The sequence below is a fragment of the Paenibacillus sp. MDMC362 genome (genome assembly GCF_003269305.1).
GTDB lineage: Bacteria > Bacillota > Bacilli > Paenibacillales > Paenibacillaceae > Paenibacillus_AQ.
This window is the reverse complement of the sequence record NZ_QLYT01000010.1, coordinates 21,223-35,604: the sequence shown is the minus strand read 5'-3', so window position 1 is coordinate 35,604 and position 14,382 is coordinate 21,223. Positions and strand designations below refer to the sequence as shown.

Here is a 14,382-nt window from a genome sequence, read left to right as displayed (position 1 = left end):
TAAACGGACGGAGGGGGAGGCGATGACAAGGGTTGACGATCCCTCCTCAAATATAGAAGTAAGGGCACTGGTATGATAATCTATATACGTTCACACTTGAGAGGAGAGATCACCCGATGAACCACAAAGCGTATGAAGGATCATATCACGGAGAGCGCGCGGTTTGGCTCCAGCACGGCCCTTACGAGGCGGCGATATTGCCTGAAATCGGAGGCAATCTCATCGCTTTTAGGGATAACGAAAGCGGTTACCGCTTCCTTCGCGAACCGGAAGCAGAGGAAATGGAAGCATTCAAATCCAATCCGGGCGTACATGGCATTCCTGTTCTCTTTCCGCCTAATCGCTATGAGGACGGCCGGTTTCCTTGGAATGGACAAACCTATCAGTTCCCGGTCAATGAAGAAGCGACGGGCAATCACCTCCATGGTTTTTTACATACGATTCCTTGGAGCGTCGAGGATTTTGGCAGCAGCGAGTCTGAAAGTTACGTGGTGGTTTCGGTCACCATAGATGAGAATCATCCCGTATATGCGATGCTCCCGCACCGGTTCACTTTCCGGCTTCGCTACACGCTGAATCAGGATGGCCTGGCCCAGCATGTGTTTATACGTAATCAGGGTTCCCGCAGCATGCCGTGCCTGCTAGCCTTCCATACGGCGATTAATGCTCCGTTTGCCCCGGAAAGCACCGCGGATGATTGTGTCGTAAGAATAACGATCGGCGAGCGGTGGGAATTGAGTGACCGGATGCTGCCGACCGGCAAGTTCCAGACTCTGTCGGCAGAAGAGGAGCTGCTTCGGACAAGCGGCGTAACTCCCTATTTTGATTCGATGGACAACCATTACACGGCCGTCCCGCAGAACGGCAGAAACCGTATGGAATTGACAGATACCAAACTCGGTAAAACATTCGTTTACGATGTCGGCAATTCCTATAAGCAGTGGATGGTATGGAACAACGAGGCTTCCCGGAAGTTCTTCTGTCCCGAGCCGCAGATCAACCTGGTGAACGCACCGAACGTGAACTTGCCTGCAGACGATATCGGTCTGTTCGGTTTGGCCCCGGGTGAAATTTGGGAAGCAACCTCACGGCTGTATCTCAAGGATTAGAAAACAGACTCCCAAAAAAAGCGTATGGATTCTGGCACCCGGCTACACTGGGCGTTTAACATCCATACGCTTTAATTTTATAGGATTCCTTCTTCAACTGCCGGCCGAAGAAAAAGATGTTTGTTCCTGTTTACGGCGGCGACTGCGTTTCATGCGATCCGGTATGACAAAAAAGGCGATATACATAAGGATAAACAGCAAGAGGGCGATGAGCTCCTCAACGAAAATGTATACGGGATGCGGTCCCAGCAGGTCCAGCAGCGAAGCCGTGTCCGGCTTGCGCATCAGGAACATATAATTCGAGCCGACAGCGAGGTTGACCAGCCCGACAACGAATGCGGATACGTTTAGGAAGACCATCGTCCAGCCGATGGATTTCCAGGTTGGACGGTAGCCTCGAACCCATGTCATATACAAAGCGGTCAATATGATCGCGATATGGGCGATGAAGAAGTGAAAGAACCGGAAGTGTGGGAAAGGGTAACCCAGATTCGGTGTTAATATAGCCTGTAAGGCTCCTCCGATGCCGGCAAAGTACACCAACGGATATAGGCGGCGTTCATCCGTAAGCAGGATGGCGATGGAGAGAAACAGGGTCAGACTGCACAATTCCAATGGAAGCGAAGTGGCAGGGTCCCACATTCCCGTTGACGCATACCAGATATGTAGGGAGGCTTCCGGTAACGAAAGTCCAGCAAGCAGCCCCCATCTCACGCTCTTTTGCAGAGAAGTACGGGAGGCGATTACGTTTCTAAACAAGTACAATAGTAAGCCAAGAACGATAAACACCATAATGGCCATCCAATGTTCGATGGAGAAAGCAGTAAAACCTTCCGGATATCTCGGATCAAAATAGGGATCGATTCGTGATCATCCTCTCTATGTTCATAAGCCTTAGATTTTGATATTACCATAATGTGAAATGTACTAGGAATAGGGTCATATCTTCGCATCCTTATGTATCATCAGGTACAACCAGACGAGAATACATTACATTTATGTGAGTATGCAAGGCCTAAATAACCAGCCGTTATAGATTATGACGATGAAAGAGAGGTACGTTTATGGCGAGCAAACGACAGGGGATCAAACGTTATGCAAGTCGCCTGCTTAGCTTAGTTCTGATCTTCAGCTTAAGCGGACTTGCCCCTCCCGGGGAGGCCGAAGCAGCCAGCACCAAGTACAAAAAGTTTTTCGATATCAGCAAAAAGGGAGCCGCCATTCCTGGATACTCCGGAACCAAAGAGTGGATTCCGCAAGGGCTGGCTCTTGTTCCGAGCAAGAATTGGATCATTATATCTCATTATTGGGGCAATAAGGACAGCAATCAAGCCAGCAGCATATCGATTACGAGCAGCAAAACCAACAAACGTATCAAAACCCTGTATTTGTATGAGAGCGGGAGCAAGAAGCACACCGGGCATGTCGGAGGGCTTGCGGTCAGCAAAAAACATCTGTGGGTGGCGTCCGGCAAAAAGGTGTACAAAATTCCGCTGAGTACAATTAGCAGCAAGGAGGACTATGGCAATATTGTCATGACACCTTATTCGCTCGGTCATAAAGCATCCTATGCCACGTATTCCAACGGCATTCTATGGATCGGGGAATATATGGACGGCGAGGACCAAGAGGGCAAGCAGTGTGCGCCGGGACCTAAGGGCAAGCTGCGAGGCTATCCATTAACCACCAGCGACGCTTTGCCGTTGAATCGGAAAGCCGCCTATACATGGAGCACGCCTGACCGTATCCAAGGGGCGATCGTGACGCAAACTCGCGTTGTATACAGCCAATCCTGCGGACGCAACAATGCAAGCAAATTGCTCGTATATACTCGTGGAACAAAGGGAAAGGCTGCGGCTACCCCGCTGACCATGCCTCCGATGTCAGAGAATATTGCGATGCGGGGCCATGATCTGTATGTTCTGTTTGAATCCGGTGCCCGCAAGTACAGAAACGGTGCAATGCCGCTGAAGCATCTATACATCGTCAATGCCAGGAAACTGAAGTTATAACCTTCACAAGACAGAAGATCCCGCCTCCGGTTAACGGATGCGGGATCTTCTGTCTTGTGCGCCTGATTCATGTAGAGAGCGCTGCTCTCAAACAGGCTGTTTTACTTCAGCGACAAGGCGCTTGAGCGATTCTTGCTTCCATCTCGGAATCCGAAGATGTTTAGCAGAAGGTGCCTTCTCCCCAAAGTAAACGATGCCTTGTTCTACCGTCGTGATTTTGTCAACGTTGACGTAGCAGTTGCCGCCGACATGATAGAATTGTTTACCGGAGAGCAGGGATGCGATTTTATCGGCAGTCATTCTCTTTTTAATATTATAGTTTCTGCCGTGAAAGCTGACCAAACCGTGCGATCCGGTTTTAAAGAACAGAATGTCTGTCTCCACCACGAAGTCCTCATACATGTTGCGGGATTCCGATACGTGCTTCATCATTCTGCTTCCCCCTTTTCCAAGATCAACATTTGATAACGCTTACATTCTAACATGTTTTCCCTGGGGTTGAAAGAACTTTTTATTTCGCATTAAAAAAAGCCCGTACCGCAAGGGTAGGGGCTTGGACTAACGTTTAAGGTGCAGCCGGTGCTTCAGGTGTTTCTGTTGCAGGGTCTGCTGGTGTTTCTGTTGAAGGATCTGCTGGCGTTTCAGCCGCAGTTTCTTCCAGCGTATTGGTGATGGTTGCTTTATCCTTCAGCTCCTGAATATAGGCTGTGGATTCGGAGTAAACCTTCTGGTTCTCAAGCTGACTGCGGATTTCTTCCTTCTTATCTTCAAGGGTAGGGTTGGTGGCTTCTTTACGATCGGTAACCTTGATGATGTGGTAACCGAAAGAACTCTTCACCGGGTCGCTGATTTCGCCCTTCTTTAATTTGAACGCTGCTTCTTCAAAAGCAGGGTCCATCTGGCCGCGTCCGAAGAAGTCCAGGTCGCCGCCGGTCTCCTTCGTAGCATCTTGGTTCTTCTCTTTTGCAATCGCAGCAAAGTCGGCGCCTTCCTTCAATTGCTTCACGATGGCATCGGCTTCTTCCTTGGTTTCCACCAAGATGTGGGATGCGCGAACTTGCTCAGGCGTAGCGAAGCTGTCTTTGTTTTGGTCGTAGACTTCTTTAATTTCTTCATCGGTTACTTTGATTTTGTCGGCCATCAGCTTTTTGAGTTCAACCTGGGTTTTGGTCTGTTCTTTAAGATCGTCGAGCGTCATGCCGGCTTGCTGAAGCTGCATATTGAATTGGTCCTCGGAAGGGAAAGTAGCCTTCAAGGTATCTACTTCTTTATTCACATCAGCGTCGGTCACCGTAATGGATTTCTTCTTCAGCTCCTGCTGGATCAATTCCTCTGTGATCATGGAATTGAGTGTTTGTTTACCGCCTAAGCTGACAAGCTCATCGTACAGATTATCCTTGGTGATGTTAACGTCATTGACTTTAGCTATAGCTTCATTGCCGGATCCTTTGGCAAACGGAGGGACAATCAGGACGACGATTAACGCTGCCGCCAATACGAGCGAAGCGATCATCCAACCTTTGCTTCCGTTCCCGCCGCCACCCGCAGGAGATTGTTCATCGTAGTGCGGTTGATCACCTGCCGGATGCATGAGTGCAGGCTGTTCGTTCTCATCCTTGTGAAGCTCGATGGGCTCCGGATAGGTTGAATCTATTCTTTCTTCTTCATGAGACAAGCTGCCCGGATCTTGTTGGTTATTCTCTTTCTCTTGGGCTTGTCCCTGTTCATCCTCGGGTTGCCCCGGATGGTTTGGCTGCAAATCGTTATCTTTCATTTAATGATTGACTCCCTTCGACTGCATGTAATAATGAGTTGGTTCATTCTTTAATCACTTTACCAGATAAGCCAAGGGTTTACCTTAAGAAAAAATAAAAATTGAAAAGATAATCGAAAAAGTTGGAGCTGGGTCTACAGCATCAGCATGCCCGCTATACCGCATACGATTCCGAGCAGCACTACAGAAGCAGCAACAAACCACATGACATTCCTCGGGAATGAACGACGTACCATGAGAAGGGACGGAAGACTGATGGCCGGCAGCGTCAGAAGCAGCGCTGCTGCCGGGCCCGCCCCGAGACCCGCTGCCATAAAGGCCTGAATGATCGGTATTTCCGCTGCGGTTGGAATGACAAACAGCATTCCCATCACGGAGAAGAAGATGACGGCCAGCAGCGTGTTTCCAGCAGCAGCTCCCAAATGCGGAAACATCCACACTTGCAGTGCGCCAAGGAGAAGCACGGCTATCAAGTACGCCGGAACCACGCGAATCAGCATATGACCGATGCTGGCAAGCCAGCGTTTCCACAGCGGACGTTCATCGGGTTGATCGGTGCTCTCCGGCGCGTCAATCTCTACCGGATCCGCCTCTTTGGCGAAGCGGTTAGCCAGGTAACTGACGCCAAAGGTCAGAATGAGGCCGAAGACCAAACGCAGCGCGGTGAATTTCCATGATAAAACAAACGTCATGAAAACGAGTGTTGCCGGATTGATGGTCGGATTGCCGATCCAGAACGCGAGGGCGGAGCCCACGGACACCTTTTTCTTACGCAGACCGATCGCGATCGGTGCCGCGCAGCAGGAGCACATCATCCCCGGAATGGAGGCAATTCCTCCGATCGCCGTGCTGCCGAAAGTGGTTTTGCCGAGAACGCGGAGCAGCCACTTGGAGGGCAGCAGCGACTGGATCAAGGTCCCGAGCAGGATACCGAGCACCGCCGCTTTCCAAACGGCTTTAAAATACGTGACCGCATAGTCCCAGGCCGCTTGCCAAGATGGCACGGCATTGCCGGGGTCCATGCCTAATATGGAGGAGCCGATGCTGTGCTCCATAATGGCTTTGAGCGCTTTATCATAATAAGGCCACCATTTTACGTAGGTTAGCCCTGTTGCTGCAATGATGATGAAGATGGTGATGAACCAGATGGTTCTTCTCCGATCCGAATGATCATAGGCCATTCTGCCGTCGCTTGAGTGATTCATGATCTATACTCCCCCGATGCGTTGTGAAATGATTTACATATCCAATCAATTAGTATATCACATTGTGAGCAGAACGAAGAAATATATTCCCGGTAATTGCAAGATATAGGAAGACCATTAGACTTGGAGCAGCCAATTTCTTATAATATAGATATTGTGTGTGATCACAAGTGTCAGTAAACGGACGAATATCAGATTATCCCCGGGGTAGATGAGACGTTTTTATGCATCCACGCCGGGTTTGTTGCATGTGTTTTATAAATTCAACTCTTAAGCGAAGGGAAGACCCGTGATGAGTCAATCGGAGAAAATAAAATTAACCTCGTATTCTTCTAAAGGAGGATGCGGCTGCAAGATCGGGCCCGCGGACCTGGCGCAGGTGATTCGCAAGCTCCCGCAAGCCGAGCCGAATCCCAATTTATTGGTCGGTTTGGATACAAGTGATGATGCAGGCGTATACCGTCTCACGGATGATTTGGCTATGGTTCAGACCGTCGATTTCTTTACGCCGATTGTGGATGATCCCTATGATTTCGGACAAGTGGCTGCTGCGAATGCCATCAGCGATATTTATGCCATGGGCGGCAAGCCGCTGACGGCCTTGAATATCGTGGCATTCCCGATATCAACGCTGGACAAGCAGGTATTGACGGATATTTTGAGAGGAGCAGGAGATAAATTGAAGGAAGCGGGGGTTACCCTGGTTGGCGGGCACTCCATTGATGATAAAGAACCGAAATTCGGCCTTGCCGTTACAGGTACTGTCCATCCGGACCGAGTAAGAACCAATGCCGGCGCTAAGCCAGGCGATGCCTTGATTCTGACGAAGCCGATCGGCGTGGGTATCCTTACGAGTTCCATCAAGAAAGATCTGTTAAGCGATGAGGAGATTCGCCGAGTTACCGCGGTCATGGCCGCATTGAACAAAACGGCTGCCGAGCTCATGGAGCCGTATGAGGTGCATGCTTGCACCGATGTAACTGGTTTCGGTCTCCTTGGACACGCGCTCGAAATGGCCAAAGGAAGCGGCACGGGGATCCGGATTTCCAAACCTTCCGTTCCCATTTTGGAGCGGGTTCGAGAAATGGCTGATGGCGGTGTTATACCAGGCGGTACGAAAAACAATTATGATCACGTCAAGGACGATGTGGATTTCCCGGACGACATGGACCAGATCGATAAGTGGATTTTGTGCGATGCCGTTACTTCGGGAGGGCTTCTCATTGCGGTTGATGGCTCGCAGGCCGATCAGCTTCTGGCAGAGCTTCGCCAAGCCGGGCTGGAAGCCGGGAGAATCGGCCAGGTCGTGGATGGCCATCCGAATCGCATTGTCGTTGAGTTATAAAGTGAATCGGGTTTTGTATCAATAAAGGAGCGAGCAGACATGTTTCAAGACATCACCGTAAAAGAACTAATGGAACTGCAAAGCAGCAAGAAGATTACTTTGATTGATGTCCGTTCCCCTTCGGAGTACAGGGATTCCACGATTCCGGGAAGTCTGAACATTCCGGTCTTCAATGATGAAGAACGGGCGGAGATCGGGACGATTTATAAGCAGGTGAGCGTGGATGCAGCTAAAGAGCGTGGACTTGCCATTATGTCGGCCAAGCTCCCGAGCTTTGTGAAGCAATTCAAGGAGATCAAGGGAGATAAGGCGGTCTATTGCTGGCGCGGCGGCATGCGCAGCCGGACGGCGGCAACCGTTCTCTCATTGATGGATATCCATGTTAACCGGATTACGGGCGGGATTAAAGCTTACCGGAAGTATGTACTGGATACGCTGGAGCAAAAAAGGCTGGACGCGGAAGCATTCGTCCTTCACGGCTTGACAGGCACAGGCAAGACGGCAGTGCTTAGACAGCTTCAGCAGGAAGGCTACCCCGTCGTGGACCTGGAAGGGTTGGCAGGACATCGCGGCTCGATCTTTGGCCATATCGGTCTTCAGGCGAATAATCAGAAGACGTTCGATTCGGAATTGTTTGAGCGGTTGAAGCAACTGGAATCCTCGCACTATTTGTTATTTGAGGCGGAGAGCAAACGGATCGGCAAAATCGCCGTTCCCGATTTCCTGATGAAGAAGAAGGAGTCGGGCGTAGCCATCGTGTTGGAACTGCCGATGGCGGAGCGTGTTCGCCAGATCCTGGAGGATTACAACCCAGCGGCTTACAAAGAGCAATATTTGGCGGCGTTTCAATTAATCAAAAACAGGATCCATACGCCTATCGCCGCGGAAATTGGCAAGTACTTGGAAGAGGGGCGGTTTGCTCAGGGAATACAGCTGCTCCTCGAGCATTATTATGATCCCAAGTACAATCATTCCTTCAGTCAATACGAGGACAGTACGCCCATCGTTGTGGCGGTGGACCGGGTGGAGGAGGCTGTGGATGCGGTTAAAGACATATTGCGGAATCAAATGCAGCAGAAGACCGGCGCGTAAGCATGCATTGCAAACGAAGCATGCATTACAAACGAAGCATGCATTACAAACGTAAGCATGCGCGCTAATTGGACAAAGCGATTCTAAACTATGCGTTGCGTGGACATGCACACTTATATTATAGCTGGTTATGATTGAACTAGGACAAAAGATCGCCCCTGAAGTATGAGCGGATAAGAACGTACCGCTTATACTTCGGGGCGATCTTTTTTTGATAAAGGGCTCTCTTTAAATGGTGGATAAAGCTTCGGATATGGGAGTATCTCCTGAAATTAAGTCGAAGGAACGACGGAAGGTATTTTCTTCTCCCAGCGATAACAGAATCGTTCGCGCTACATCCTCGCGCGGTATCGAACCGCCCTGGATATTCTCAGCAGCGGCGATGCGTCCGGTACCAGGGTTATTCGTAAGTCCACCCGGACGAATGATGGTGTACGTGAGGCTGCTCTGACGAAGCATGCGATCCGCGTAATGTTTGGCGGCATAATACGGCTTGATCTCCTCACTCCAATATGCCCGATGGTGGGCCCCAATTGCACTCACCATCACAAAACGCTTAACAGACGCCTGCTCGGCGGCTTCCATCATTTTTACGGCTCCGTCCAAATCGATTAACAGGGTTTTGTCGTATCCGGTTGCTCCGCCCGAGCCGGCAGCGAATACCACCGCCTGGCAATTCTTCGCTGCATCAGCAAGCTCCTCGACCGACCCTTCCAGGTTCGCAAGAACACACTCTATTCCGGCAGCTAGATATGGGGCTGCTTGTTCCTCCTTTCGTAGCACTGCTCTTACGGAATAGCCCTCATGGTCTTGCAACAGATGGGTAAGCCGTTTGCCTATTTGGCCGTTGGCACCGACAACGAGAACCTTCATGTAGACAACTCCTTTATGGTAAAATTTCTCTCGAAAGAGTAATCATTGCGATTTTGACATAGACTACGGGATATTTCATGTATCTCCCATATGGACTTTTCTTTATCTCAGGAAAATGATATTATCTTGTTTTCACCAACTCGCACGGATTCGAAACAAAGGCAAAGGAGAAAAGAGAGTTGAGCGGACAGAAGCTACACCTGACTTCAGGAAGACAGCGCTGGATTTTTCTCATATCGATAATCAGCTTGATCGGATTTGTCGCGCTGGCTGCTTTGGTAAAGCGGCAAAGCCTGGCATCGTTTGATTTGGCGATCCTAACAACGGTACAAGCCTGGGAGCATCCCCTAATCACGGATATTGCCATCGGGCTGTCGTTTATAGGTTCCATCGGACCGGTGATTGTGTTATGTCTGATTGTAATCGCCGTGCTATATTGGGCACTGGGGCACCGCATGGAGATTCTTCTCCTTATTGTGGTCGTCTTCGGTTCATCTATTCTTAATTTATTATTAAAGTGGGTCTTTCAACGGGCAAGGCCCGACATTCACCGCTTAATTGAAATTACGGGATACAGCTATCCCAGCGGACATTCCATGGTCGCCTTCTCGTTCTACAGCGTGCTCGCTTACTTGTTGTGGAGACATATTGACAGCGGGGCGGGGAGAGGAATATTAATATCCATCTCCGTCATCATGATTCTCGGCATCGGATTAAGCAGGGTCTATCTCGGGGTCCACTATCCAAGCGATATTGTTGGTGGATATCTGGCTGCTTGTGCCTGGCTTGCATTTCTGGTCCGATCTTACGAGAAGAGGATGGGAAAGCGGGCCAATCCGAAAGATATGAATGATTCAGAAACTGCATAACATTGGAAGCGTGAGGGTAATTCATGTAATAGCGGTTCAAACGGAGGAGTATGTATCGTGGTGTGTATCCATAGATGTGAAATTGGGTTGGGTAAGGAGGGCTGTCTGTGGCGTTTGGAGCAAGAATGTTCAAAACCGGCTTAGCCGTGACGCTGGCTCTTTATTTAGCCATGCTGTTTGATTTTAAATCCCCTGTCGTTGCCGCCATAGCAGCGATTTTTGCGATGCAGCCATCCATATACAGGTCGTGGAGATATTTCCTCGACCAGCTGCAGACCAGTACGCTCGGTGCGATTCTGGCGATGCTTGGAGGATACTTTTTATCGAATCAGCCGATTTCCGTCGGTTTGGTATGTATTCTAGTGATTATGATTTGCATGAAGCTTAAGATGGGCGAGACCATCGGACTAACGCTTGTTACGGTTATCTCCGTGATGGAAGCTTCCGGTCAATGGGATTTTGCACTCAATCGCTTTATTCTGACGATTATCGGTATCATATCAGCATTTCTTATTAATATTCTTGTGTTTCCCCCGAAACCCAAGGAACAGTACATCACGCGGATTCATATTGTATTTGGCAAAATGTCGCTGCTGCTGCGTACGGCCATCTCCCATGAAATGAAGGATTCGGTATACCGTGCGGAGAAGAAGGAGCTGGAATCGGCAATCAAATCATTATCCGATAAATACAATTTGTTTGAGGAAGAGCAGAAGAAGCTGAAGCGGGCTAAATACAGCCAAGCAAGACAGCTGGTGGTGTATAAACAACTGCTTCAATCCCTTCGTAAGGGGTATGAAGTGCTGGATGCTGTGGAGAACCACTATTTCCAGGCGGAACGATCCGAAGAAATCGACGAGCAGTTTGATCACAATCTGGAGCGGTTAATGAAGTACCATGAGCATATTTTGTGGAAATTCGAAGATAAACTGAAACCGAATGAGGACGAGGCCGAGACCATGGCGGAGAACAATGAGACGTTCATGGAGCAGGTGATGTGCGGACCAGGCGCCAATCCAGGGGGGCTTCGTCTGTCGGTGGTGGCCGCCTCCATGTATGATTACGGGTATCAGCTTGACCGGTTGAACCGGGTCGCGGATCAAATCAGCCGTGTCATGGATGATAAAGAGCAGGAGGAAGCCTTGTTCTCGTGGCTGCGTAAATAAGAGAAGTCATCAAGAGGGAGCCGATCAAGATGCCATATTTGATCGGCTGTTTTTTTGCACCCGGATTAAAGGGTTCTTCTTGGCAGTGAGCCTTGAGAATGGTATTGTATATAAACGCAAAAAAACCGCCCCGGCCAGGTCGGCTCTTTGAAATTATTCGAGGTTGAATTATACGGGTTACATTGTTATAATTAACACTGGTTTGTCATTAAATCTCAATGATTTGGTTAGAATATCACAATTGTATTATATCACAGACATATTACGCTGTCAACCAGTATATTAGGGGGATGAACAAATGGCTATCAGCGAACAGGATTGGCAAGAAGAACAGGCACGGGTTACGGAAGTGACAACGAAAATCGGTAATAAAATATCTCAGCTGGAAGCGAGCGTCGGGGATATCCGTGAAGACGTTATTGATATGCGGAAAGACTTTTGGGACGAAGTAACGGTCAACTTCAGCAACCCGGACGATTTGGGTGAAACGTCCACCAACCTGAGGCAGCAGTCGCAGGTGCTGGCGGAACGTGAGCATGCTCATCTGCAATCCAGCAAGCTGCTTAAGAAATATAGAAAACTTGTGGAATCCCCTTACTTCGGACGCATTGATTTTCAGGAGGATGGAACCGCGGAGACGGACACCATTTATTTGGGAACAGGATCTTTTTTGGACGAACATATGGAGACGTTTCTGGTTTACGATTGGCGGGCTCCGATCTCGAGCTTGTATTATGACGGGGCGCCGGGCCCGGCCCAATATGAAACCCCTTCGGGCACGGTTAAAGGTGAAATGCTGCTAAAACGTCAATTCGTGATCCATAACGGCGAGATCAAGGTGTTGTTTGATACCGGCGTGACCATTGGGGATGAGCTGCTGCAGCAGGTGCTCAGCCATAGCGCGGATGATCGGATGAAGAGCATCGTAGCTACGATTCAGAAGGAACAGAATGCTGTCATCCGAAACGACAAAACCCGCATGCTGATCGTTCAGGGCGCTGCCGGCAGCGGCAAAACCTCAGCGGCACTGCAGCGGGTAGCTTATCTGTTGTATAAGTATCGGGAGACGCTTCGGGCCGACCAGATGATACTGTTCTCTCCGAACCCGCTGTTCAATAGTTACGTATCCACAGTGCTTCCCGAGCTTGGGGAGGACAACATGCAGCAGACGACCTTCCAGTCCTACCTGGAACACCGGCTCGGGAAGGAGTTTGAGCTTGAAGATGTGTTTACACAGACGGAAACCTTGCTGAATGCGGACGATTCGCCGCAGTACCGGGCGCGACTTGAGAGCATATCCTTTAAATCCTCGGGAGCTTATCTGGATACCATCAGACGATACAAGGAATTGCTGGAGAAGGGCGGGATGCTCTTTAAGCCTGTCGTATTCCAAGGCAAGGTGATCGTCAGCGCCGATGAAATGTCCGTGCAGTTCTATAGTTATGATTCGGCGGTCAAACTCGCTGGCCGGATCGACCTGATGAAAGAATGGATGCTGAAACGTCTGTCCGAGTTCGCCCAGAGCGAAAAAGACGCCCCGTGGGTGGAGGAGCAAATCCAGCTGCTGGATACGGAAGATTACCAGCGGGCCTTTCAAACGATGAGACGTAAGCAAAACCGGAAGTCGGACACGTTTGACGATTTCGATAAAGAAAAGGATGTCCTTGCCAAAATGGTCATCAGCAGTCGGCTCAAGCCGGTTAGACGCTGGATCAAGCGGTTTCGATATGTGGATGTAAAGGGTATGTACCGAAAATTATATACCGATGAATCGCTATTTCGCCGGGCGGCCGGAAATTTGGGGACGCTCCCTGACTATTGGGAGGAAATCTGCAGTCTCACCGTTGCGTCACTGGACAACAAATCGCTGTTGTATGAGGATGCGACTCCGTTCCTCTATCTAAAGGAGCTGCTTCAAGGTTTCCGCACGAACACGTCGATTCGTCATGTGATTGTCGATGAAGTACAGGACTATTCGGGATTTCAGTTGGAATTCCTGAAGCGATTATTCCCGCGAGCGAAAATGACGGTGCTGGGGGATCTCAATCAAGCGATTTACGCACATGGAGAGGCGCTCGGCAATCTGGGAAATCTGGTGAGTCTGTATGGCGAGGAGGATACGGAGGTCATCAATCTGACGCAAAGCTACCGGTCCACGTATGAAATCGTTGATTTCACGCGGCAGATGATACCGGGCGGGGAGCGAATTGTTCCATTTAACCGGAGCGGAGAAGCTCCACAGGTGGTTGCAGTGAACGATGAAGAACATCTGCAAGAAGCGATAATCTCTGATATCCGCGAGCTTCATGAACAGGGATTCCAGTACGTGGCGGTGATCTGCCGGACAGAAGAGGAGAGCAGACGCGTACACGAGCAGCTGTCTGCAGATATACCTGCGCGATTAATTACCAAAACCACTCCCGCTTTTGAGAAGGGGACGCTTGTTGTTCCTGCCTATCTAGCCAAAGGCGTGGAATTCGACGCGGTCATCATATACAACGGCTCCGAAGATGTGTACCATCGTGAAAGCGACCGCAAGCTGTTCTACACCGCATGTACGCGTGCCATGCACAAACTTCATGTATATCATATCGGGGAAAAAAGCCACTTTATTCCGGATCAACATTAAATAAGCAAAGGTCTGTCTGAGCAACATCCCAGGCAGGCCTTTTTTTTATGATGGATGTATGAAAACCAAGCATGTTTCATAGAGGAGTTAAAATATGGAAACGAAATTAGAGAGCAGTATGAAGAAAGCTTTATAGCATAAGGAGGGAGTTTTCCAATATTTATCATGATTTGACCGGTGATTAATAATTTTTTCAATTATTTTCGGAAAAAGCGCTTTCCCGATCGCCGAGTCTATTCATTTTTGACACAAATTTGACGAAAAAAGGTTTGGGGGTATACTACTTATCAAAGGTCGGGTGCTTGCGG

The 14,382-nt window shown here is 49.4% G+C and carries 12 protein-coding genes; 7 read left to right on the top strand and 5 right to left on the bottom strand.

The features are described 5' to 3' along the window. Positions 1-116: 116 nt before the first annotated feature. Positions 117-1,109, top strand: coding sequence for an aldose 1-epimerase (locus DP091_RS04880; protein ID WP_113057304.1), 993 nt, complete (start codon positions 117-119; stop codon positions 1,107-1,109). A 93-nt stretch (positions 1,110-1,202) separates the two neighbouring features. Here DP091_RS04880 and DP091_RS04875 read toward each other — a convergent pair whose 3' ends face one another. Next, positions 1,203-1,973, bottom strand: a complete 771-nt coding sequence (locus tag DP091_RS04875; RefSeq protein WP_373456889.1) for a YwaF family protein — start codon at positions 1,971-1,973, stop codon at positions 1,203-1,205. Positions 1,974-2,173: 200 nt separating this feature from the next. Here DP091_RS04875 and DP091_RS04870 point away from each other — a divergent pair, with 200 nt between their 5' ends. Then, positions 2,174-3,121: a hypothetical protein gene (locus DP091_RS04870; protein WP_113057302.1), complete on the top strand. Its 948-nt coding sequence runs from the start codon at positions 2,174-2,176 to the stop codon at positions 3,119-3,121. A gap of 87 nt (positions 3,122-3,208) precedes the next feature. Here the strand turns inward: DP091_RS04870 and DP091_RS04865 are convergent, their stop codons facing one another. The 3 genes from DP091_RS04865 to DP091_RS04855 form a co-directional block, all read right to left on the bottom strand. Next, positions 3,209-3,553: a LytTR family transcriptional regulator DNA-binding domain-containing protein gene (locus DP091_RS04865; RefSeq protein ID WP_113057301.1), complete on the bottom strand. Its 345-nt coding sequence runs from the start codon at positions 3,551-3,553 to the stop codon at positions 3,209-3,211. A 133-nt stretch (positions 3,554-3,686) separates the two neighbouring features. Continuing rightward, positions 3,687-4,895, bottom strand: a complete 1,209-nt coding sequence (locus DP091_RS04860) for a peptidyl-prolyl cis-trans isomerase (RefSeq protein WP_113057300.1) — start codon at positions 4,893-4,895, stop codon at positions 3,687-3,689. Between the two features lie 134 nt (positions 4,896-5,029). Further along, positions 5,030-6,100 carry a permease gene (locus DP091_RS04855; RefSeq protein ID WP_113057299.1) on the bottom strand — a complete coding sequence of 357 codons (1,071 nt, stop codon included), beginning with the start codon at positions 6,098-6,100 and terminating at the stop codon, positions 5,030-5,032. A 292-nt stretch (positions 6,101-6,392) separates the two neighbouring features. Between DP091_RS04855 and selD the strand changes: the two genes are divergently transcribed. Both selD and mnmH read left to right on the top strand, forming a co-directional pair. Then, a complete protein-coding gene (gene selD, locus DP091_RS04850) occupies positions 6,393-7,445 on the top strand; it encodes a selenide, water dikinase SelD (protein ID WP_113057298.1) in 1,053 nt (350 codons plus the stop codon). 39 nt (positions 7,446-7,484) lie between these two features. After that, on the top strand, positions 7,485-8,537 hold the full coding sequence (gene mnmH / locus DP091_RS04845; RefSeq protein ID WP_113057297.1) for a tRNA 2-selenouridine(34) synthase MnmH: 1,053 nt from the start codon (positions 7,485-7,487) through the stop codon (positions 8,535-8,537). A 228-nt stretch (positions 8,538-8,765) separates the two neighbouring features. On the opposite strand, the gene DP091_RS04840 is transcribed toward mnmH, so the two are convergent. After that, positions 8,766-9,410, bottom strand: a complete 645-nt coding sequence (locus DP091_RS04840; protein WP_113057296.1) for an SDR family oxidoreductase — start codon at positions 9,408-9,410, stop codon at positions 8,766-8,768. A gap of 179 nt (positions 9,411-9,589) precedes the next feature. Between DP091_RS04840 and DP091_RS04835 the strand changes: the two genes are divergently transcribed. The 3 genes from DP091_RS04835 to helD all read left to right on the top strand — a co-directional run bounded on the left by DP091_RS04835 (position 9,590) and on the right by helD (position 14,074). Beyond that, positions 9,590-10,279, top strand: a complete 690-nt coding sequence (locus DP091_RS04835) for a phosphatase PAP2 family protein (RefSeq protein ID WP_113057295.1) — start codon at positions 9,590-9,592, stop codon at positions 10,277-10,279. Positions 10,280-10,386: 107 nt separating this feature from the next. After that, entirely contained in the window at positions 10,387-11,445 is a 1,059-nt protein-coding gene (locus tag DP091_RS04830; protein ID WP_113057294.1) for an FUSC family protein, read from the top strand. A gap of 298 nt (positions 11,446-11,743) precedes the next feature. Further along, complete coding sequence (gene helD, locus DP091_RS04825; RefSeq protein WP_113057293.1) at positions 11,744-14,074, top strand: RNA polymerase recycling motor HelD; 2,331 nt, start codon at positions 11,744-11,746, stop codon at positions 14,072-14,074. Positions 14,075-14,382 lie beyond the last annotated feature (308 nt).

Excerpts from the sequence above, each read along its gene's own strand:
- selD (WP_113057298.1), top strand. The coding sequence starts at position 6,393 with ATGAGTCAATCGGAGAAAATAAAATTAACCTCGTATTCTTCTAAAGGA.
- DP091_RS04855 (WP_113057299.1), bottom strand. The coding sequence starts at position 6,100 with ATGAATCACTCAAGCGACGGCAGAATGGCCTATGATCATTCGGATCGG.
- DP091_RS04870 (WP_113057302.1), top strand. The coding sequence starts at position 2,174 with ATGGCGAGCAAACGACAGGGGATCAAACGTTATGCAAGTCGCCTGCTT.
- DP091_RS04860 (WP_113057300.1), bottom strand. The coding sequence starts at position 4,895 with ATGAAAGATAACGATTTGCAGCCAAACCATCCGGGGCAACCCGAGGAT.
- DP091_RS04840 (WP_113057296.1), bottom strand. The coding sequence starts at position 9,410 with ATGAAGGTTCTCGTTGTCGGTGCCAACGGCCAAATAGGCAAACGGCTT.
- DP091_RS04880 (WP_113057304.1), top strand. The coding sequence starts at position 117 with ATGAACCACAAAGCGTATGAAGGATCATATCACGGAGAGCGCGCGGTT.
- helD (WP_113057293.1), top strand. The coding sequence starts at position 11,744 with ATGGCTATCAGCGAACAGGATTGGCAAGAAGAACAGGCACGGGTTACG.
- mnmH (WP_113057297.1), top strand. The coding sequence starts at position 7,485 with ATGTTTCAAGACATCACCGTAAAAGAACTAATGGAACTGCAAAGCAGC.
- DP091_RS04865 (WP_113057301.1), bottom strand. The coding sequence starts at position 3,553 with ATGATGAAGCACGTATCGGAATCCCGCAACATGTATGAGGACTTCGTG.